The sequence below is a fragment of the Paenibacillus sp. FSL L8-0663 genome, from assembly GCF_038008125.1.
In the GTDB taxonomy this organism is placed as follows: domain Bacteria; phylum Bacillota; class Bacilli; order Paenibacillales; family Paenibacillaceae; genus Paenibacillus; species Paenibacillus polymyxa_D.
Genome location: NZ_JBBOYM010000002.1, coordinates 1 through 21,844, shown reverse-complemented (window position 1 = coordinate 21,844; position 21,844 = coordinate 1). Strand labels below are relative to the sequence as shown.

Below are 21,844 nucleotides of genomic sequence, written 5' to 3'. Positions count from 1 at the left end.
TCTATCTGAAATGGCTCGTTAAGTTTATTTGTTGTGCGATCTTTGAAAATTTTATTATAAAGAAATAGGATAGCTCTATAATAAAAGTGGAGTGACTCATGATTTTGCTTTCTTTATTTATCTTTAGTCAAAGATATTTTTTAGTATAAAAATTGAAGGGAGAAGTATATAGTTTTGGCTTATGAACAGACACGAGATTTTATCCAAGTTACAGCTAACAACGGAAAAACAAATTTTTCATACATATTTGAAGGTAATGAAGAAGAACGCTTGCTTAAAAGTAAGGTTTATAAAAGTAAAATGAAATACTACAGCAAAGAAGCAAACGAAGAATTTGAGGAATGGAATAAAAACGGTTACGGTATTTACTTTTTGCCTAATGGTGGCGGTTACAAAAATGATAACATAACTGAATTTCGTGCTTATTTTATCGATATGGATATCAAAGATGAGATTGAGTATGCATTTGTTGCTGCTGGGTTTACTGGAAGCCCTAATGAATTACAGGAGAAGGTAAAATCCAAATTTTATTCGCTTAATAAAACCGAGAAACTCAACTATAAGCAGATATTCAGGTGTCGTGTTTCTGAATTAAAACAACGTGGGATTCCTCCAAGCGCAATTGTGGAAACGAAAAATGGGTTTCATGTATATTATTTGCTCAATAAAGATACACAGAGACACCAATTTGAAACACTAGAAGGGCTTTTAATTTACATATATAACGGGGATATGGCTGTAAAGAATACAGCTCGATTGCTGAGAGTACCTGACACTTTACATCTTAAAGATTCAAATGATCCATTTACAATAAAGCTTGAGGAATGGAATCGAAGTGTCAGGTATGATGCAGAAGATTTGATTATTCGTCTTAGGAAAGTTGTTGAGAAGGTACATGTTCAAACAGACACTTTGTTATGTGTTAATTCACGTAAAGCACCCACATATAATACTAAGCTCCTATCAAAAAAGAAAGGTCTTCCATCCAGAGTAGGGATAGATTATTCTTCAATGAATATCGGTAACATCCCTATAATCAGCAAAGGGTTTGAAGGAATTCCAGAACTAAAGAAAAGGCTAGGATTAGATAACCAAGATGATCTGAGCTATATAGACCGGGATGATATCAGGCAATTCTTGAAGAAGCAAAATTTAAAGCACCTACTTGGGATAGATTCTGATAGGTTGTATTGTATTTTTCACAATAGCAGCAATCCAACCAGCGGAAACATATACTCCTATGACGATAATTGGTTTTATAAATGCCACAGTTCTCGATGTGGAGTCCATTATAATATTGTTCAGATTATAGAGAGAATAACAAGGCTTCCTATACATAAAGCATTCGACTATTTAAAAGAATTGTACAATATTGCCGAGGTTAAAACAGAATGGCAATTAGATCAAGAGAGACTTATTGAATTTAACATTGAGTTTCTGGAACGATTCAAGTACGACATAGATTTACAAGAGAACTATCCATACCTAACGAAGTTTCTGAAAACTAAAGGTACATTGGGGCTGCTGATCCAGATCCATGAGATAGCAAGGAGAAAACTTCCCCAACTTTCTAAAATGAGGAATATGGATTCAAGTAACGCTATTGTGTTCGCACCAATGAGGAAGGTCATAGAGGAGTTATTAAGCGAGAATTCAGATTTACACAGCATTAATAAGGCCAATACCAAAGTAGTAATCATGATATTTATGTATCTGCTCAATTGTGTTGGGGTTGACCAATTACCCGATGAAATGCAAAGAAGAATTGAACAGTATCAAAAGGAATCTCGTAAGAATAGTAATCTCCATTATAATAATATAGCGAGATATTATGAGATAGTTAGCATGGATACTGAACGGCTTATACTAGCTGAAGAGATGAGCCAACTCTTTTATCAGAATCATTTAACAATTTCAAACTTTAATCGTGAACAATTGATCAGCCTGTGTGGAGTAGAAGAGGGAAATCGTGTTTTCCCTGACCGATCAGAAGAGGAGATACCCGGTCTAAATCAATCCATTTCACAGGAAATTAAGCGAATTGTAAATGAGTTAATTCAGGTCAAGGGATGGACATATGACAATGAGATTATTGAGCATATAGATATCTCAGATTTCAATATGAAGCAACGATACAAAGACAGCTTCAAGTACATACCTAAAAAGAAGTCGGATGAATTAGATTCATTAGCTGTACTAGATAATGATGTTGGATTTCAGAAGTGGCGTTATGGGTTTCTAGCTAAAAAACTATCTGTGAATGTACCAGCAATTATTTCTAATCAGGAGTATCGTAGGGCAAGAGTAAATAAGCTGTTGAGAAAGCAGTTTGACATTCCTATACATATAAAAGGTTTCGTTTATCATCAAGAAATATCAGAACAAGGTAAACAATTAGAAGACAAAGCTTCACATATCCTACGATTAAAGCAACATGATTTAAGTCTATCTAATGCTCAGATAGCTTCATTAGTTGGATGTTCGAGACAATATGTATCTAATGTTCTTAAATGCAGAGATTAAACTTTATATTGATAATCTGATTATAGAAGTGTCAACTAAATTGCTGTTCCTAAGCACCTCATATCATTAGACTAAAGAGTAGTAACATTATGAGGTGCTTTAATAGGCACATTTAGTTGACAGGTAGATAACAGAATAAGCAAAGTATTAGTCAAAAATAAATAGATGTTTGACTTGTCTTTAGTGATCTTTTTTTTCTGATTAGTCTATAAGAAATCAAGATGCTTCGTTTTGGGATGGGTATTTGTATAGGGAAGAACAACACCTGTTTATTCATAGATAAATCTATAGGGTTATGAGCGTTAAAATTAATTTGGGGACTCATCTTTACGTTTCCCATGCAAGCAGCATAGACTTTACCATAGAGGCGGTTTGTAGAATTAGATGAAATGAAGTAGTCGATTTCTTCTACCTGTTTTATATTCTTTAATGAGGTGGTTATTATGGAAGGTAAAAAATTTGTTCTTATACTTTTACTTTTTTGCTTGTTCGGTATTATAGGACTAATCGCTTTAATGTATGGATTTCTCTGGTTAATGTTCAATGGATAGTTTATAAAATTGGCATTTTACAATCAGTTGTTGTATTTAAAGAGTGACCAGCAGAGTGAGCATGAACATAGAGTGGCCTCACACAGGCGTAAATGTTGTTTTAGGGCGTATATGGTTTCGATTAGCACAAGAGGGAAGACTATAAATTTGGAAGCTAAGAAGACAAGCTAGAGTCTATACATAAGAAGTTGAGAAATAGCACGGCAAGATTTATGAAGTAGTTAAACAAGGAATGGAATAGGACAAATTAAAACATACATAGGAGTATTTTGAGGTGAGCGTGATGACTAAAACGATGGAAAGTGGAAGAGTTATGATTGGTGTGACCGATATTATGCGTAAGATGGGAATTGGGCGAGACAAGGCATATGAGTTAATTAAATCCAAGCAGTTTTACACCATAAAATTAGGAACCAGATATCTGGTGCATGAAGATGTGTTTGAAGACTGGATGAAAGGTCGATTATAGCTGATTACAAGTAGGTTATAGGGAGGCTTTCATGTGGTATGATTACTTTTAGTCACATGCTTGACCTCCTTTCTTATTGTCACAAGAAGGGAGTTTTAAATGGCAGAACCTTTTGTTAATGAGAAGACAAAAAAATGGGATTTTGTTTTCGGTTATTACGATGAAACGGGGAAGAGGCGGCAAATCCGCAGAAAAGGCTTTAAGACAAAACGTGAAGCAAATGATAAGATGATTGAGCTTCAGAATGATGTGAAGAATAAAGAATATATCAGGAAAGATAACACTACACTCAATGAGTTTATGGTTTACTGGCTGGATAACATCCGGATTCATGAATGTGGAGAAACAACGCTTTACAATAACAAGTTGTATTTCAAAAATCATATTAAGCCTAAATTCGGAAAAATAAAGTTGCAAAATTTTGATTTATTGAAATGTCAAAATTTCGTGAATGAGTTGCACAAGAAGAATTTTGCGAGGAATACGATAGATCGCATTACAACGATGGTCAAAAAAGTATTTGATAAGGCAATTGAATATGGCTTCATAGAAGAAAATCCCATGCGAAAAGTGACACTTCCCAAGCGAATAAAAAAAGAAATGTCTATTTGGACGCTGGAACAAGTGAATCATTTTCTCCAATGTACCAAAGAAGATCGTTATCATTGTGTTTATGGACTCGCTTTATTAGCAGGAATGCGGCAAGGGGAGATTTTAGGATTAAGATGGAAGGATATTGATTTTGAATCAAAGACAATTATCATTAGACAAACGCTTGCTCATTATGGAACTCGGATCAAATCTGGAGCTAAAACTACCGCCGGGGAACGTAAAATATCTATACCTAATCAACTGATTGCAATTCTTGAAGAACAGCGTAGGCTACATGAAGTTTACAAAGTAAAGTGGAAAAGAGAGTTTGGAGACGCTTTTATCGATATGGATATTGTTATTTTCAACTTAAAAAATGGTAAAACAGTGTTCCCTGCTAATTTGTCCAAGGCTTATAAAAGAGATGTTTTAAGTGCCAAGCTTCCGCATATCCGTTTCCATGATATGAGGCATACCCATGCGACGATGCTGTTGGAAAAGAAAATGAATGTCAAAGTGATCTCAGAGAGATTAGGTCACAGTAAGATATCTGTCACGCTGGATACGTACAGTCATGTACTTCCTAGTATGCAACAAGAGGTAGCCGATGAGCTTGAGCAGATGATCATGTTGTGATTTTTGTGACCTTTTTGTGACCTCAAATGGGTTGTTGCCTAAAAACTGTTGATATAAAAGGCTTTTCTGATGGTTCTACATCATGTGTGGTGCGTCTAAGATGTACCGAATTTAGGGTAGTGAAATTTTTCGCTGTTTAAGCTTTAAAGTCAAGCAGGACAAGCTTTCATAGCAATTTTCAATTTACTGATCTGTACTGATTCATACTATTAAAATCTTATAAATGACTGAATTTTGTGACCGTATTTGTGACCTTTTGGAGGAGGACAAGCATGTGACTGTGCATTATACTCCTGTGAGTTCTGATCAAAGGAATCTGATAACCAACGCAGGTGAGAGTTACGGGGATTTTAAGATTTTCCCTATTCATAATGTGGACAACAGCATTAGAACGAACATGGGAGCGTCCAAGGAGTATGTCAATTGTAAAGTGTTCGGAATCAAAAAATTTATACTCGAACGTGTACTGATTTATGGTATATTGTTCCTATTATTAAAGGTTTATTTCATCATTATTCAGATTTCGAGGTGAAAAATGAATCATATAGAGTTAGTTCAACATATAGCATCTTTTCTAGCATCTGAGGTGAAGTCATACGATATACCAGACATCTGTTCTAGTTACGGCTTAGACGGCGGTGAAGAAAGCGAGGCCTTTGCGGGTAAGTCTAAATATGTAGAACGTAGACTAAGAGGTAAAGATCAATTATTTCTAATTGATTTAGCCAAGAGAGTGGCAAAAGATTATAATTCTGTTGATTTAAATAGAATGCTAAATACGATCTCTCCAAGGGGAATATTTAATATCACACAGATAACAAGAAAAAACATTGTTAAAGAAATATTGTCGCTAGGGTACATTGAAGGTGATATGAATTTAATTGACTTTCTGAAGAGAACATGGGATTTAGATTCCATGCCTTCAACAGATTCGAGGTTTTTAATGCAACTGGGGACATAACTCAGCATATGATAGCAAATGATGATTGGTCATTTCAAGAATTATTTGAAGATGTTCTTGAGATTTATAATATTACAGATGAAAAATTCATTCGTTTCACAGAACAAATTGTCCATCCGCGTGTCAGAAGCGAGGTTGATCCTCAATTTATTGAAAAATTGAATTATCATTTAGTTAAAGATGGATACAAAATGCAAGTGACCTCACAGATATCAGGTTATCCATTATACACCATTATAAAAACTACTAAAGGTGTTAAAGGAGAATTTAAAAATCTTATATTCGCTGCAGATGGCCCTAAACCTGAAATTGTTATAAGCGATTCGATTAACAATGAGATAGCTATAGTTAAAAATCAAGAGTTTTGTCTAGTGTATGATCTGCCAATTTTGGAAGGATTATTGTGGAGAGAATTAGTAACTTGGTGGGGAGATAAGCAATCTGAGGAAGAAGGAATAAATGTTGAACGAGCGATGTACAAGCGTTTGATTAGGTCATTAGATAAAGGGCCAGAAAGAAACTTTTTTAAATTTTATTTCAAGCACTTTAGAGAAAGAATGGGTAATAGTTTACCTGCTTTGATACCTCAGGTATATCTTCATTATGACCCCTATGTTACTAAAATAGTACCGAATGAAACACGCTTAGTGAGACAACGAATGGACTTTTTATTGCTATTACCAAATAACGTTCGAATCGTAATCGAGATTGATGGTAAACAACACTATTCTACTGAGGATAATAAACCAAACCCTAAGAAATATGCTGAGATGATGAAAGCTGATAGAGATCTTAGACTTTTAGGGTATGAAGTTTTCAGATTCGGAGGATTTGAATTTATAAATGAAAACAATGTAGATAAAATGGTACTTGATTTTTTTAGTAAGCTCTTTTTAAGGTATGAGATCAATTGAAATAACTATTTTATATTGTATGAGGATAGAGGTTAGCATATGAAGAAAATAACCACTGAGAATTACTATAAACCTGATGATATAATAAAAAACTTTGGAGCAGTGAATTTTGAGACAGGTGAACAGTGGGCTGTCACTGAGGACGATATTCTTAATTTCGTTGATAAAATTACAATTGATGAATTAGTTCCTGATGACATAAAAGAATTGATTGAAGTATCTAAGGCATTATATGCTTATGGGTATTTATATTGGACTTTTTTTACTCTTTCGCAAGAGCAATCTTATAAAGCGTTTGAAGCTGCAATATCTAGTGTACATAAAAGGGTTTATGGATCTAATTTTAGCACTAGAGGTAAAAAGAGACTTCAGCTTTCAGACATGATTCAAAAACTTATAAATAGTGGGAATATTCCACATGAGAAGAAAGCCCGGTATGATGCTATTAGAGAACTAAGAAACATGTCGTTTCATCCATCCATGCAATCGCAATGGGGATTAGTTGCCTATGACACTATTTTTCAAATTATAGAAGAAATAAACAGCCTGTTTCAAACTTTAGAGAAACAAAATTGATCAAAGGCATGATTTATTAACAATAGAGGTGAACAGGTAATGATTAAAATGGGGTTAGCTGAAAATGGCGCTGATTCACTAAAAGCGGCTTATTTAATAATAGAAAAATTGCCCTCTTTAGAAGATGGGCTATCTCATAATTTAAAAGATGCTGTAATATCGCTCAATCATGGTATAGAAATTCTTTTTAAATTAATCCTTAAGAATTATGAAGAGTATTTAATTTTTGCTGATTTGGATAAATATATGACAGCAAAAAAGAATAGCTGGAAAAAGGAAAAGAGAATGTTATGGATGTTAATCCTCTTTTGGAGATTGTGACATTAAACGAAGCAATAAGACGAATTAAATACCTATGTAATAGCAATTAATTATCTCAATAAGATAAGGAATCAGTTTATGCATTATGAAATCAATCTTTCCAATGAGCAGATGCTTGAATTATTGGTTAAAATGAGAATCGCATATGACTTAAGTTATGATTTTTTCACGGATCATATCGAAGACTTACGTTTTTTTCTTGAAGACGCAAGATACGAAATTACTGTTGATGATTATTCTAACGAGATAGCCGAAATGCACAGAAGTATGATGGAAGACTCAATGTACGAGGAATATAAAGAAAGAAAACTAGATTTTAAATAGAGTAAAATTGAAGGAAGAAGGTGCGACCTAAATTGCCGTTTTATGCATACCACCAAACCACAGGGATGAAATACCATATTGATGACTGGCTTCGCTTTTTTCCAGAAGAGTTTCCAGTATGCGATTTGTGCAAAAATATCCTAAAGATTAGGGCGAAATCATCTGTAGGTAACGTAGCTGCACATTTTTATCATGAAAGTAATACAAATTGTCCATCAATTGAGTCAAATCGTAAGCGGTATGAGGGACTAAGGCCAACAGAACGTGATGAATATAACGCACATTTAATGAAAGAACTCACATCTCAACATTTAGATAAAGTCTATTTAAGATGTAAACATTTACTTAATAACAATTTAAGTTATAGTCAGTACAAGGAAATGTTGATAGCTGCAAATAAAAGCGATATTTGGTATTACAAAGGTTTAATATTTAAGTATGTTCCATATGTACTTCTTGTTAATTATGGCGTTTTCAAAGAACAAGGAAAGTTTTTTGTCTTTGAGTCAAATTTAAATAACTATGATGATCTATGGAATCATCAAAAGTCAATCAAAAACCGTATATGGAGAGTTGACACGACATCAAATGATGTTGAAGAATTTACAATGATTGATGACCTTATTTTGAAGGACTACTTTTTTAAATACAGAGATCTTCTAAAGTAAATGAAATGTAGATTTTAAACTATCAACGTTGTTCCTTTAGAGCCAAAATCCAGCTTTACAATATCAATCTTATAATGACTATGATTTACAACAAACAAGCCTAGATGATTACTGTCTAGGCTCTTTACTATGTCTATGTATTTAGTGGAATGTAGTTTATCAACCTGTTTCTTCTGCTATATCGAACAATTCTCCTAAGCCGATACCTAAATAACCACAAATGTTAGCCATCATTGAGGTAGAAAGACGAGAGCTATCAAGATCCTGATTATTTACTAATTTATAAATAGTTCCGATTCTTTCACCAGTCTCCTTCGATAATTTATAGGGAGTAATGTCTTTTTCTTTAAGTATCTTATCTAGATTACATGTAAGTGTGAATTTAGACTTCATTATTTACCTCCTAAATATGCTTAAATAAAGCTATTGACATTAAACGTCTATAGTCGTATATTGTTTATATAGACATTAAATGATTATAACTATTAAACGATCATACCATTATTGAGAAGGAATGTATATACATTTCCTTAGCTTTGCTATTGCCATTCTACCAATTTCTCAAGGAGGAAGATACCCAGTGACCAAAAAAGCTAACAAGCAAGCCATCATCGACATTATACGAATGAAGCCAGTTTGGGAATCAGAAGAAGATGCTGAAAAGGAACTACACTATTACCATATTATCGATGCTCTAAATCGCAAATGGCAAACGATTGGCTTGAACGTCTCGGATGCTATTCAAGTGTTTGAACAGGGCAATGACGACAATTGGACTCGTATTATCGAACCAGCGCCGTACAATCCTGACCTGTCCATCAATGACCTAATCAATATGCTCGATATTTCCCCTGAAGCTTGGCGTATTCGCAATGACATGCAAATCATATTGAACACAGTTGAACGCCGTAATGAGTATGTAAATCGTATCGTCAATGTTAATCGTGAAAGTAGATTTCTTTTGCTTCACCAAATGAAGGATGAATATTTACAACATGATCAACTTACATATGAACACTTTATGCAATTGTACGCTGTGAATCCTGTGGGAGCTCTGACCATGTATTTCTTACAATCCATTGATATTATTACATATTGGGAATGGGAAGCTGCTGGAGGTACATGTGAGAAGGCTATTCAGTACAAACGTGAGGAACCATTGATGCCGTTTATCCAAGCTATTGAACGTGCTGAGGATGAAGCGAGAGGGATTGTTTCTGGTTTTTAGTATGTCGCGTGATACAACAATTCTCCTAAAGGAGAAGATACATATGTCCACCATGAAAGGAGCGACACCAATGTACAAAACTGGGAAGCTAATGGACGGTAAACTCTACCTCAAAACAATAACTGGTAACTGGATCAGTCTCAAGATGTTGGCTCAGGCTGACAAAAAGGCTGTGTAAAATGTATTTGGACTACATGTTATAAAGAGTCAGGGAGGATGGAATTTAGCCCCGTGTTTGAGCGCCTAGAGATAGGCGTTTTTTTTGTTACTAATTTACTATACTTATCCAAAATATATGGGAAATTGTCCCTAATTGTTGTATTATAAAGTAGTATGAAAAAGTACCAGCAGCTAAGGAGGAGCATTGTTGTCTATATTTGTGATATTGTGTGTTTTTGTTGTATTGATTGCTTTGGTATTGCTACGCTTATTTAAGAAGCCTAGAGTTCAAGAGCAATATAAAGTAACGCAGGATATTGATCCTTATAAAATTAGCATTAACGAAATAGATCGTATGGAGGATGGCAAGGACTTCGAAATGTATCTGTTTAGGCTGTTCCAGTGTTTAGGCTATGGTGATGCGTATAAAACACAAGACAGCAGAGATTTTGGAGCAGACTTGGTATTTACAGATAGAGAAGGATACCGCAATGTCATTCAGGCTAAACGGTATGCAGTAAGCAATCCTGTGGGTTTGAGTGCAGTTCAGGAAGTGTATAGTTCTATGCGATTTTATAGAGCTAAGAAATCTACTGTTATTACTTCGAGCAAATACACAATCTCGTGTGAACAGTTAGCCAGTTTTAATAGAGTGAAGTTGTTGGATCGCAACGATTTAATTGAAATGATTGAGCTTTTCAAGTCACAGCAGCATAGCAAGGTAAAAGATATCATCGAAGCAGAGCCTTACTTGAGTCTGGATTCATGGGACGATTATAGGAATAAGGATAAAATAATTAAGAAGGATCATAAGTCTGAAAGACGCATCGCTTCAGGTAACTAGTTACTGAAGACTTTTGAAGTAAATCATAAGGAGTGAACGAATTGAACTGGGATCAAAATGATCCGTATAAGGAATTTAGAAGGCAGCAAGCAGTAATACGTCAAGCGTTTAAAAACCCAGTTAGAGAATGGAAAAGGCAGCAACAAGCGCTAGAGAGTGTATTAAATATTTCAATGAGAAAAATGATGAAACAACAAAGAGAGTTTAAGAGTTTAATGGAGAGTCCGTTTAGAGATTTGCAAGAGCAACATTTACAGTTGCTGAGAAATATGAAACCTATTGCAGATTATTTAAATCAGCAACAGGATATTATCCAAAGATCTTTTGGAACAGTACCTAAGCTTTTAAAAAAGGCCTCTAAAGATTTTGAACAATATAAGAAGCTAATGGTAAAACTGAATTTCCCCCCTCATCATGATATGGATTATAAAGATTTTAAAGGGATTTATGAATTTTATATCGCAAATGGCGAAGAAGAGATGGAAGAAAAAATATATCAACTAATACTTAATAACTATGTTGACTCGAAAATTAAGTCTTATTATGAAAATTGGAAAACAATAGGTTGGTTAAAAAAAAGGATAGCAATATTAGATGAATCAATTACTAATTATCTCGAAGGCAGATATCACAGTGCAATCTCAACATTATTACCGCAAATTGAAGGGATAATTATAGAAAGAGGCAATGTTACAGGTTATGTCTCTCAAAAGGAATTGAAAAGATTAGGTGAGGAAGTTCTAAAAGATACAGGTAGTTTTTCATTAGATGATGCGGTTAAACTTTTTTATATAGATTGTGTGTTGGATTCATTTAAACATGGTCAGATAATTAAGTCACCTTTAAGTAGACATGCTATCTTGCATGGAGCGGATACTAAATATGGGTATAAATTGAATGCTTTGAGATGTATTTTGTTTTTTGATTATTTAATTTTAAAACTCAATGGAGTAAATCGAAATTTGGATTCTTAAAATTAAAGAAAAGAGAATTAACAAATGAATGTGGAAACAAAAAAAACAAGATTTTTCAAAGAATTATCGACAGAATTTTCTAACGGGACTTAGTCGAAAAAACTTGGAATCGTGAGTAGTTTGTTTACTGTATCGGGTGTATCTGGGGCTTTCTTTTACACAAATCTTTCGATAGGAAAAATATTAAATTTAGATCTTTTTCAACTTTCTATTCTATTTCTACTGACAACACTTTTAATAGTATTCTCATTACTAATTATCGGCGGTATGGTTTATGCATCAACTCCGAAGAATTTTAATTTGGATCTCTCTTTTTTATTTTTTGTTGTAATTATTTTAACGTGGGGTATGGGGCTAGCACTTCTATCAATGATATTTGCATTTTATATGGAAATAGTTGATTTGTTATTTAATAGATATGTTAAATGATTGATAAAAAAATTCTTTTATAGGAGATGTCTATATGAAGTTGTATATTGCTGGGATCAACCACAATGACCCTGTTTCAAGGACAGGGCTAATTCAATGGCTACACGAGATTAAAGCTGAAAACCAAACTAAGCCCGACTTTATTGCTTCAGAATGGGACGAGGAGGTATATACAAAGGTAGCTGCCCAGAGGCCATATCTTTCACAATTATTAGAAAAGGAGTGGCCAGATTTAAATCAAAAACAAATAGAATCTATCTCAAAAACATTGGCTTATGAAGGAGATAGCCACAAAGGTATCTTTGATAATGTAAATGTTCTATGGCTTGACGATTCGAGAGTCGTGGATCAAGAAGCTGTTGACAATTTTGCAAAACTGAGACTTCAGACTTTGAAAATGCATTGTAACAACGATGCGAAGTTTAACTTTATTGAAGAACTGAGTCGAAATTTAAAAAAGAACGAATGCTCGGATCTTCCGACTATAGAAAGAGATATTAAGTTTGCAAGCACAATCTTTGCTTATGTTGAAGAGAATAGATGTGAGTGGGGAATTATCATTGTCGGTTCTTTGCATGCCTCTGAAGAAGAGGGAACGATGAGAAATCAACTTGAGTACAAGGGTTACGAATGCCTGGTTAAGCATTTTTGATTTCATATTTTGTAAATCAAATTAGTCTTTCATCAAGAGAGGCGAAGATTGACGAGTAATTCAGTGATGTGAATTTAAGTGGGAATGGGGAGTTTAATTGAAGAAGATTTTCAAGAAGATATTTAAGCATCCAATCGGAATTGCTGTTTCTTCCGGTGTTATTAGCTCAACAATTAGTGCTCTTATAGTCGCCTACATAAAATCGGAATCCTTTATGAGTGCTTCTATAACGGTTTGGAAATGGGTCATATCATTATTTCACTCAGTTTTGACCTTTGGTGTCCCTGTTTGGATGTTACTGTTAATTCTCATAATCTACTTCAAACTTATTAATCCGATATCAAATTCTTTTAATAAAAATAGTAGTCCTGATTTTCTGAATTACAAAAGTGATATCATTGAAGGAATCCGTTGGGAATGGGAATGGTTTAGCTATTATGGAAAATACAGCATTTCAAACAGAATAGACGCGGTATGTATTCATTGCAATGGATATCTTATAGACAATAGACACTCCTATAATATTAATACACTAGAATGTGAACATTGTGGTTTCAAAAAGAACTTAAGTGAATGGGAACATGAGGAATATCGCAATAAAATCAAACGGGAAATATTAAGACGAACACGGAATAAGTCAAACGAAAACTCTATGTAAAACGAAACTTTTAAGGGAAGTGATAGTTGTCTTGGATGGTAACGTTTTTGAGGGGATTGTTGATGTGTTTTTAGTCAATGGAGAATCAGCTTACGCAGACGTAGATAATCGAGAGGAAGGCTGTTCTTTAAATGAATATCTGTTCTTAGTTTTGGCAGGTAAAAGAGTGCGAATCACAGTTGAAAGATTAGAAGACTGAAAGAAATTTGAGACTTATTTAAATAGTATAAGTGGGATAGAATGAATCAAAAGATAAGCGACTTCATCAAAAGTGAGAGGGAAGTGAAATGAATAAGAAAAAGTTCTTTCTCAGTCTGTTTATTGTTTTAATCATTTTAGTTGCTTTACAAGTCCCAAATTATATTAGATATCAATTTGATAAAAATTTTGGAGACCCTCATACTTTCTTTTATGGCGTTGGAATAGGTGTTTTATTAGATGAAACTAATAACTATTACGAAGAAGAAATTGATTTAGATGATCAAAATAAAGTTTCAATTGATGTCTCTCGATACAAAAAAAGAAAGGCAGATTTGTATATTTATGGTGGGTACATCAATAGTGTGGAACCACTTGTTGTAGTACTGAATGATAATGTCATATATAACGACAAACCTGAAAATGAATCAGCTAATTTTTATTCAAGGTATTACTTAAAAAAACACTTTGTTGTTAAGTTAAGCGAAGCAGTAAAAGAAGGAGAAAACAAACTGGTAATTTCAACTGGGAAAGCGACGAAAAGCTATGAGCTATATATCAATTAAAGGAGAGAATTCCATGAAAAAAGGCATAAAAATTAGCGGAGCAGTTTTTGCTACTAAAGGAAACGTTGATCATGATGAATTTATTGATAAGTTTATAGAGTTTGTTGAATCTAATGGCTGGGAATTTGGTGGAGGAAGTAGATTAATAGATGAAGATGGAAATGATATTAAAGAATAAAATATGACTTTTACAAGAAAGAAAACAGAGGAAGCTGTACACTGAACTCATTGAGATAAAATATGAGAAACAAACTTTAATGTTTTATGGAGGCAAGACAATGCAGACAAGAGAGAAGAAAGATGCTTTACTAGAAAGGCTAGCGGAAACGTTCACCAACAATAATAAGGTATTTGTATTAGTTAATGTTATGATCTTCATTTCTATACCATTGCTTGTCCTTCTAAGATTCCGCTTTGGTGTCGATACAGACTATGCACAGATAATTCTGTTTGTTTTCATGTTTTTATTCTCTCTATGGCAATCTAAAAATATTTATTTCAGATTACCCCAAAATAGCTTTGATGCAAAAAACAAAAAAATGAATTTTCTTATTTATTACATATATGTTCCCTTGTTAGCCCCGATTGCTGCAATACTAATAGTAGGTCTCGTCGGTAGAATGTTTGTTAAGAACAGCAATCCACAAGGAATAACAAACATATCTTCAAATGAAATTTTTATTAGCTTAGTAACAGATGTTCTTGCTGGAGCCGAAGAAATATGGAGATATTCAAGCATTTTAATTATTTATTTACTACTCCATTATGGATTTAGGAAACTTAGTAAAAAGAAGAATATAAAGATATTGTCGCTAATTTTATCGTTTCTTTTAAGTTCTTTTCTATTCGGCTGGATGCATACATTTGCATATTCTGATGGTTGGATTAATCTGGATATTACAATTATGATTGGTCTGATGGGATTATGCTTTGCAACAATAATGTTTATTACAAAGAGAATTTGGAGCGCGATTCTTACTCATATAGTGTTTGATGTATATACTACGTTTAATTCGTATGATAGTTCTATTGTATCTTCTATTTTAATAGTAACTTGCTTATCAATTTCAATTGTATTGTTGTTGACAAAAAGAAAAGGCAAAGCTGCAATTAATACTTAATCTTATTAGGTATGATCGTAGTAAAACAAATATTTTACTACAAGGAGTATATGGAAATGGGACACGATATTAGTGGGTATAACAAAGAAAACAAAGAAATTGCATATACTCGATACGGATCGTGGAACGAATGTGCAAGGCATTTATATAGAGTTCTAGATGTTCAATCATTAGACGGTGGGGTTAGTGGTGTAGGTGAAGAAATTTATTTCGATGAAAACCAAATTAAAGATGCTATTCTAAAATCCGAAACAATTGATTGGTCTAACATTGAACAAACCGAGCCTGAGTATGAGAAAGACAAATTAGCCAAGTTTCTCGATGGACTTTTAAGCATAGCTACCAACGAAGGCAAGGTAAAAGTTTATTTTGGATAAATCGTACATTTCAAAAGGAAGTGGCGAGGGTGCTGAAATATAAGAAATATGGTAGATGGCAGCACATTTATTCTGGCAGTTATAAAGACATGAATATCAATAAAGCAACGCATGGAAAGTATCTATTCTTCTCAAACGATAGAGGCTCACTGATTCAGATAGCTGAAACAGAAATAAAGCAAAATGGATTCTATTGGGCTAAAGTAGTCGATGAACCTATGACACTCTCAAGTGGTTATGTCTTGTGTTTATACTGGAACGATGATTCAAGATTGGATGAGCTTAAAGAGAGATATCATGACAATATTAAATGGAAATCCGACGAGGACACTCGAAACGGAAAGTACTCTGAAGGTTACTATACATTTGATTTAATGGGATGTGTGCCGTTCGATATAAAGTATAGACAGCTTTACGAGGACTACTATAGAACATGGTTCCATGACAACCGCCACGATGAAAAGTATGATTTTGATAAGATTATTGATGAAGTGGTAGATGAAATATGCGAGAACTTACCAGAGGAGTACTTAGCTAAAATGTCTCACTTTGACCTTTCGGTTATATCAATAAAGAAAAATCATCGCAAGGTATATATTGAAGATCTTGTCAAGGCGTATAAAGACTCAAAGGAAAGATGAAATGAAATTTGGTGAAAAGGTAATATCACTTAAAGGTGTTACTGTGAAGGCAGTAAATCAGATGAAATTTTCCTTTTACAGAAATGAGGTGTAGTCTTGACCACAACTTTGTCCGTGAAGGTAAAGAAAGATGGAAGCATTGAATTGCTGGATTTATTTGATTCACTTTCACTAGAGCTGATAAGCAGAGTCCCCGGCCTTTTGAAAGCAAACCCATTATTTGACGACAAGAGAAAGGATGCATTATTGATCAAGGAAATAAACGAACTAATTTATAACAAGAAACTAGACGAACAATTCTCGCTGGCAAAAAACAGTTCCTTGGAATTTAAAATGATGCTTGCTGATGTAATTGAAAAGTTGATTCGTTATGAGAACAGATGAAATCTTTCCTTTATTCAAATATGAAAGTTGGACATTAAATGGCTAATGATTTGAATGCTCAAGGTTTTTATGTAGTCGTAGGTGGAAATATTGAGAAGTATCGTAAACTTCAAAACGATAGCTTACAATCACTGGCTGAAAAGATAGGAGTAACCAAGAAAACTGTTCATCGATATGAGAGAGCGGAAATAAGAATTAGTATTGAGAAATTAATACAGGTAGCCTCGATACTGAATACGACAGTTGAGGAACTAACAAGTGGAATCTTAAAGTATGATGATACAAAATAATTTCTTAAAAGTCTTTGGGGCATTTTGTCCTAGAAATGACATACATACATATATGAATTGAGTTAGACTATTAGAGTGAAATATGAAAAAACATGAAAATAACATCAATAACACTTCCACTTCGCGATTCTTGTTACGATTCATGATTCGATTGAGCTACGATACAAAACATAGATAAATAAAGGGTTTTTAAAATTAAAATTTTGAATAAATCAATTGCTAAAAATTAAAAAATCCATTGATTCATTAGCCTTTTAGCGAATTTCCTTCCAATTCGTACGATTGAAGCTACGATTCCAACTATTTTCACAAAAAATCCTTCATTTATCTATGTTTTAGCTATTTTCTCGATACGGCAACGATGTGAATATATTATGGTACAATTTTGAACCACAATGACTCAAAAAACCATATAGAATATAGTATTTATGCACATATTATCAATTTTGACGATTGAGGTTCGATACGGGTGTCGATATAGGATATCTTTACAGTGTCTCAAAGTTGGTGATACCTTCATATGATTGACACAGCGTCAACTTCCTATCCTCATTGCTGATAATGTGAAAATATTACTTTCAAACTATGATTACAAATGTATGGAAAAAAGAGTTGAGCAATTTGACTTTTGTTGAATTCATGCATACAATTTGAATATATTGGTTATGAATACATATAAACCATTAAAAGATGTATGTAAATGGATATGCAAATTAATTAATGGAGGGTGAGGACAGAATTGAAGGCTAAATTAAAATTTTTGGGGTTGGCTGCCCTTACTGTTACGTTTGCTGTAGTTATTAGTAATAATGTTTTTGCTAGTGATGATACTTCAGAAGAAATGGAGAGCGTTACAAAAGCAGTAGTCCCTGATATTGTATTAGAAGGACTTAATCACCCTGATAAAATTTATACTAAAGATGCATTATTTATAAAAAAACCGCAATCTCTCCATGATGAAGAAAAATTCAATCAAGATGAAGTAGTCTACGACGTTTCAAAGGCTACTGATGAAACTAAAGCGATCATTCAATATGACGCTACTTATATCAAGGAAGAAGACAGTAAATAGATTTGTGTACTAAAGCATTTGAAAAGTTAAGTTGTATAATTGGAATATCTAGGGCGACTTCGGTTGCCCTTTTTATTATGCTCAATTTAGCCAAGGTCTTTTTCAACACTATGTCATAAAGTATACCTTTTGCAATAGTAGTTTAGTGTATGTCATAAGTGGTTATGATACATGTCAAATAGTATATAAATAATTTTGAAACATTTCATATATAACAATATACATTTTGACATAGTTTTGCTATAATATAACCAATGACATAGCAAAGGATGATCCATATGAGTGAGATTAGACACTATGGTTACATAAGGGTATCGACGAAAGATCAGAACGAAGCTAGACAATTGGAAGCAATGCAAGATTTAGGTATCATGGAACGTGATTATTTCATTGATAAGAAAAGCGGCAAGAATTTTGACAGACCACAATATCAGGCATTGAAGAGTGTGCTTAGAAAAGGCGACATTCTGTTCATCAAGGAACTGGACAGACTTGGACGAAATGCAGAAGAAATCAAACGTGAATGGCAAGATATTACGCATGAGATAGGCGCACACATCGTTATTCTTGATATGCCAATTCTTGACACTAGACAATACCATAATGGCTTAGAGAAGGTTATATCAAGTATTGTGCTTGAGTTGCTTTCGTATATGGCAGAACGTGAACGTGAGAAGATAAACGGTAGACAATCTGAAGGTATAGTAGCAGCTAAGAACAATGGCGTTGTGTTTGGTCGTCCTAAACAGGCAATAAGCGATGACTTCATTATGGTATATGAGGAATGGAAACAAGGCAGCATAACAGCAGTGGAAGCCATGAGACGTGTAGAAATGAAGCCTAACACATTTTATCGTAGGGTAAAGGAATATGAGCAACAGAAACAAGTAGGATAAAATAATAATCATGTGTACACTACGTACACACTCACGGCCTAGATGATTAATGTCTAGGTTTCTTTGTGCTTTAATAACCATATATTAGTGTATAATTTGAAGAAGGGGGATAGTTTACACCCAAAGCGCCTATTAAATTTCCAAATAATGCAGTAGCACATCTACCTACACACTGAAGTTATTTTATGAACTGATTTTGCTTCTATAGATACCCGGGGGTAGTTAAAATCAATTGACCATTCACTTTCTACAAATATCCCCATAGCACTTCCATTCCCCGACATAGCCTCAATTTAACTCGATGCCATCCCAAATATTATGAAGGTTGCTTGTATGTCATACATCCAATCTAAGCTCAAATCATAGATTAATTACAAGGGAAGATGAACATAACTATTAATCTGGTAACTTTATATTGGATAAGTTGTATTCTGATCTTTCCAATAAACTATACATCAATATGAGGACGATACTTTTAACCATAAAATCCTCGAAAACTATCTCGAAAGGTATCTTAAGTACATATATGAAAAGTATATGATTTTGTTCCAAAAGATGGTACAATCAAGATCGTTAAAGCATTGTACTACTTGTTTCACAACTACATAATAATTTTAACTATGCATCGTATTGTTAGTCTATGTTGAAAGGGTGGTTTATCGATGAAAATTACACCCACGATTAGAGCAGAATTGGAACAATTTCTACAACAAGAAAACATGAGTCTAACGCAATTTGGACAAATCGCAGGGATGAATAGGGGAATAATAAGTAGCATTGTAACAGGTAATAAATCTATGTCTATTAATCAGCTCGATCGAATTACTGAAGCTATGGGCTTACCAGAGGGTCACTTTTATGATCTATTTATAGAAAACTACATTATTGACCATCCTCCTAATATGAGGCGAATTGAACCGTTTTTATATCGCTGTGCGGAGTTGGACAAGCTGGATGCGATCCGTCGAGTGGTGGGAGCCATCATGGATAATCTACTGTATTCGCCCAAACTATTCGAAATTGCAGAAGGATTGTTGGCGCAGGGACGACTAGAAGCGGCATTGATACTCTATGAGGGGGTAGCTGAAGCGGAGAAATATCAACACTCTGAACGCCTAGCCATCTGTCAATATCGTATATTCAAGATTCAGATTGGAGATAACCAAGAAAAGAATTTCCAATCAGCACTCCAATTTGAGCCTTTTGTCAAACGTCTTGATGCTATAGACCAATTAGATGCCCTTATAGATTTGGCTAATGTGTACCGATCATTGCGAAAATGGGAACGCGCTAAGGAAGTTGCTAAGGATTTAAGGACTTTAGCCAAAGCTCAATACTCCTTGGAACATTCTCAGGAAAGGGAAGAGCGCAAGCCTCTGCGACCGTTATTTTTTTATATAGCATTCAGTAAATCACTTATTGGCGGCGTTTATTATGAACAAGGAAAGTATGAGTTGGCGTTACAAATTGCGTATGAGTCTTGTGATTTGGATTGGGTGAAAGAGACCGACGAAGAAGCATTGCGCTGGAAAAGCTTGTTTCAAGAATGGGGCGAGGCTAACATATGCTTAACCAAACTCATGGCTGGAGATACAGAGGCACTTCCTTTATACATTGATCTCATTTCAACAAATAGAGAGGAATTACTACCGGGTTTGTGGAATATAATGATAGTAGCCAATCGTTATAAATTAAATGTTGACAGTATTTTGAGTCAATTTGAGTGGGAAATATCCAAGATACATGATCAAGAAGGAAGACAAACGAATGACAAGCAGAATATTAATGATCAGCTTGTTGGGTTTTTGAGTGAAATAGCTGACTATTATTTGACCAATGGTCAGTACGAAAAGGGAATTAGTTACTTATTAGACTGTATGAGATTATCCACTATAATTAATAATGAGCACTCTATACTTCGTTGCGTGAGAATGTTTGAACGTTGTCGCCAATTTGTCTCAAATGAAGTCAAAGTGGAGTATCGAAATTTAGTGGAAATGGGGTAATGGTATGAAACGCATAATTAATGGGTTGTTTGCAACTACTTACTTATTGGTGTTGTTAGCGAGCATACAAACAATAAACATTCAAGATTTTAGTATGTCACAGCCAATTTCTAACGGTGGTATCTCAGTTTTTGGTTGGCATATTGGAAGTTAGTACATTTTAAATAGTGTGAAAGCGTTTATTCAAATGAAGAATATTAAGTTACATTTAAGGCTTGAACGGGATTATCCGTTTAGCCTTTTTTGAATGTAAACAATTGACTGGTGGTGTGTTGGATGGATATAGGTGAATTAGTGCAGTATTTAAATCGGATGAGTTCTAGCTTAAGTGAAATAGGGGATAAAACTAGTTCAGGTTTTCAGGACATCGAAATTAGATTGAGCAACTTAGATACCACTCTTACTATAACTAATGTTTTACTAACCGTTCTAATTATTGTTATTGCCCTAAATACATTTCTAAAATGGAAAAACTCAAAGAATTAGTCATCAGATCATTAAATATTTTCATTCATGCTAATAGTAGTGCTACCTACGTTGATTCATGTAACTTATAACAAGAGGTATAATACTTTTGACATAGTAACCTGTTTATTTCAGTCCATTGGTCACATAATATAAAAAGGAAATAACAGGATAGTAGATGGATTTCCCTAAATCGCCCCTTCTGATAAGATTATTTCCATCAAAATTAAAGTGGGCGTGGTAGAATGGGGAGAATATTAGTTTCACCTGACAAACTGATGGAAGTTGCTGATCAGTTCTTACACGGAAAGCATGAAATGGAACGTATGCTGAATCTTTTGAATGGACGA

The 21,844-nt window shown here is 34.0% G+C and carries 26 protein-coding genes and 2 pseudogenes; 26 read left to right on the top strand and 2 right to left on the bottom strand.

Features of this window, described 5'->3' with window-relative positions; genetic code table 11:
* Window positions 1-174 precede the first annotated feature (174 nt).
* Entirely contained in the window at window positions 175-2,523 is a 2,349-nt protein-coding gene (locus MKY75_RS25490) for a hypothetical protein (RefSeq protein ID WP_340887148.1), read from the top strand.
* A gap of 151 nt (window positions 2,524-2,674) precedes the next feature.
* Here MKY75_RS25490 and MKY75_RS25670 read toward each other — a convergent pair whose 3' ends face one another.
* Window positions 2,675-3,067: a competence protein ComK gene (locus MKY75_RS25670; RefSeq protein WP_425312577.1), complete on the bottom strand. Its 393-nt coding sequence runs from the start codon at window positions 3,065-3,067 to the stop codon at window positions 2,675-2,677.
* A gap of 290 nt (window positions 3,068-3,357) precedes the next feature.
* Here MKY75_RS25670 and MKY75_RS25485 point away from each other — a divergent pair, with 290 nt between their 5' ends.
* The 7 genes and pseudogenes from MKY75_RS25485 (at window position 3,358) to MKY75_RS25450 (ending at window position 8,534) form a co-directional block, all read left to right on the top strand.
* Window positions 3,358-3,543: a helix-turn-helix domain-containing protein gene (locus MKY75_RS25485; protein ID WP_013309546.1), complete on the top strand. Its 186-nt coding sequence runs from the start codon at window positions 3,358-3,360 to the stop codon at window positions 3,541-3,543.
* Between the two features lie 99 nt (window positions 3,544-3,642).
* Window positions 3,643-4,770 carry a site-specific integrase gene (locus MKY75_RS25480; RefSeq protein ID WP_165145258.1) on the top strand — a complete coding sequence of 376 codons (1,128 nt, stop codon included), beginning with the start codon at window positions 3,643-3,645 and terminating at the stop codon, window positions 4,768-4,770.
* A 535-nt stretch (window positions 4,771-5,305) separates the two neighbouring features.
* A pseudogene (locus tag MKY75_RS25470) lies at window positions 5,306-6,645 on the top strand (AbiJ-related protein).
* Between the two features lie 39 nt (window positions 6,646-6,684).
* On the top strand, window positions 6,685-7,221 hold the full coding sequence (locus MKY75_RS25465; protein WP_165145191.1) for a hypothetical protein: 537 nt from the start codon (window positions 6,685-6,687) through the stop codon (window positions 7,219-7,221).
* 39 nt (window positions 7,222-7,260) lie between these two features.
* Window positions 7,261-7,542 carry a hypothetical protein gene (locus tag MKY75_RS25460; protein ID WP_238437674.1) on the top strand — a complete coding sequence of 94 codons (282 nt, stop codon included), beginning with the start codon at window positions 7,261-7,263 and terminating at the stop codon, window positions 7,540-7,542.
* A 78-nt stretch (window positions 7,543-7,620) separates the two neighbouring features.
* Window positions 7,621-7,866: a hypothetical protein gene (locus MKY75_RS25455; protein WP_238437673.1), complete on the top strand. Its 246-nt coding sequence runs from the start codon at window positions 7,621-7,623 to the stop codon at window positions 7,864-7,866.
* A 32-nt stretch (window positions 7,867-7,898) separates the two neighbouring features.
* On the top strand, window positions 7,899-8,534 hold the full coding sequence (locus tag MKY75_RS25450) for a hypothetical protein (RefSeq protein ID WP_165145194.1): 636 nt from the start codon (window positions 7,899-7,901) through the stop codon (window positions 8,532-8,534).
* A 159-nt stretch (window positions 8,535-8,693) separates the two neighbouring features.
* Here MKY75_RS25450 and MKY75_RS25445 read toward each other — a convergent pair whose 3' ends face one another.
* Complete coding sequence (locus MKY75_RS25445) at window positions 8,694-8,927, bottom strand: helix-turn-helix domain-containing protein (RefSeq protein WP_165145197.1); 234 nt, start codon at window positions 8,925-8,927, stop codon at window positions 8,694-8,696.
* Window positions 8,928-9,114: 187 nt separating this feature from the next.
* Between MKY75_RS25445 and MKY75_RS25440 the strand changes: the two genes are divergently transcribed.
* The 18 genes and pseudogenes from MKY75_RS25440 to MKY75_RS25665 form a co-directional block, all read left to right on the top strand.
* Window positions 9,115-9,762, top strand: a complete 648-nt coding sequence (locus tag MKY75_RS25440) for a hypothetical protein (RefSeq protein ID WP_185156328.1) — start codon at window positions 9,115-9,117, stop codon at window positions 9,760-9,762.
* Between the two features lie 43 nt (window positions 9,763-9,805).
* The gene (locus MKY75_RS25435; protein WP_274385761.1) at window positions 9,806-9,940 is read left to right on the top strand and encodes a hypothetical protein; all 135 of its coding nucleotides are present in this window, start codon (window positions 9,806-9,808) and stop codon (window positions 9,938-9,940) included.
* A 189-nt stretch (window positions 9,941-10,129) separates the two neighbouring features.
* Window positions 10,130-10,765 (top strand): restriction endonuclease, encoded by a 636-nt coding sequence (locus tag MKY75_RS25430; protein WP_165145200.1) that lies wholly within the window; start codon window positions 10,130-10,132, stop codon window positions 10,763-10,765.
* Window positions 10,766-10,806: 41 nt separating this feature from the next.
* Entirely contained in the window at window positions 10,807-11,739 is a 933-nt protein-coding gene (locus tag MKY75_RS25425; RefSeq protein ID WP_165145203.1) for a hypothetical protein, read from the top strand.
* A gap of 111 nt (window positions 11,740-11,850) precedes the next feature.
* A complete protein-coding gene (locus tag MKY75_RS25420; RefSeq protein ID WP_340887144.1) occupies window positions 11,851-12,168 on the top strand; it encodes a hypothetical protein in 318 nt (105 codons plus the stop codon).
* 34 nt (window positions 12,169-12,202) lie between these two features.
* Window positions 12,203-12,820, top strand: coding sequence for a hypothetical protein (locus MKY75_RS25415; protein WP_238437672.1), 618 nt, complete (start codon window positions 12,203-12,205; stop codon window positions 12,818-12,820).
* 689 nt (window positions 12,821-13,509) lie between these two features.
* Window positions 13,510-13,677: a hypothetical protein gene (locus MKY75_RS25410; protein WP_165145209.1), complete on the top strand. Its 168-nt coding sequence runs from the start codon at window positions 13,510-13,512 to the stop codon at window positions 13,675-13,677.
* An 88-nt stretch (window positions 13,678-13,765) separates the two neighbouring features.
* Window positions 13,766-14,242: a hypothetical protein gene (locus MKY75_RS25405; RefSeq protein ID WP_165145212.1), complete on the top strand. Its 477-nt coding sequence runs from the start codon at window positions 13,766-13,768 to the stop codon at window positions 14,240-14,242.
* A gap of 13 nt (window positions 14,243-14,255) precedes the next feature.
* Window positions 14,256-14,420: a hypothetical protein gene (locus tag MKY75_RS25400; RefSeq protein ID WP_165145215.1), complete on the top strand. Its 165-nt coding sequence runs from the start codon at window positions 14,256-14,258 to the stop codon at window positions 14,418-14,420.
* Window positions 14,421-14,520: 100 nt separating this feature from the next.
* Window positions 14,521-15,363 (top strand): CPBP family glutamic-type intramembrane protease, encoded by an 843-nt coding sequence (locus MKY75_RS25395; RefSeq protein ID WP_165145218.1) that lies wholly within the window; start codon window positions 14,521-14,523, stop codon window positions 15,361-15,363.
* Between the two features lie 11 nt (window positions 15,364-15,374).
* On the top strand, window positions 15,375-15,740 hold the full coding sequence (locus MKY75_RS25390) for a hypothetical protein (protein ID WP_340887143.1): 366 nt from the start codon (window positions 15,375-15,377) through the stop codon (window positions 15,738-15,740).
* 29 nt (window positions 15,741-15,769) lie between these two features.
* Entirely contained in the window at window positions 15,770-16,381 is a 612-nt protein-coding gene (locus MKY75_RS25385) for a hypothetical protein (protein ID WP_165145223.1), read from the top strand.
* Window positions 16,382-16,495: 114 nt separating this feature from the next.
* Entirely contained in the window at window positions 16,496-16,765 is a 270-nt protein-coding gene (locus tag MKY75_RS25380) for a hypothetical protein (RefSeq protein WP_340887141.1), read from the top strand.
* A gap of 38 nt (window positions 16,766-16,803) precedes the next feature.
* Complete coding sequence (locus tag MKY75_RS25375; RefSeq protein WP_165145225.1) at window positions 16,804-17,055, top strand: helix-turn-helix domain-containing protein; 252 nt, start codon at window positions 16,804-16,806, stop codon at window positions 17,053-17,055.
* Between the two features lie 727 nt (window positions 17,056-17,782).
* On the top strand, window positions 17,783-18,127 hold the full coding sequence (locus MKY75_RS25370) for a hypothetical protein (RefSeq protein WP_340887140.1): 345 nt from the start codon (window positions 17,783-17,785) through the stop codon (window positions 18,125-18,127).
* Between the two features lie 278 nt (window positions 18,128-18,405).
* Window positions 18,406-19,023 (top strand): recombinase family protein, encoded by a 618-nt coding sequence (locus MKY75_RS25365; RefSeq protein ID WP_165145229.1) that lies wholly within the window; start codon window positions 18,406-18,408, stop codon window positions 19,021-19,023.
* A gap of 662 nt (window positions 19,024-19,685) precedes the next feature.
* On the top strand, window positions 19,686-21,029 hold the full coding sequence (locus tag MKY75_RS25360) for a helix-turn-helix transcriptional regulator (RefSeq protein ID WP_165145231.1): 1,344 nt from the start codon (window positions 19,686-19,688) through the stop codon (window positions 21,027-21,029).
* A 710-nt stretch (window positions 21,030-21,739) separates the two neighbouring features.
* Window positions 21,740-21,844, top strand: a pseudogene (locus tag MKY75_RS25665) (WXG100 family type VII secretion target); the annotation flags it as partial.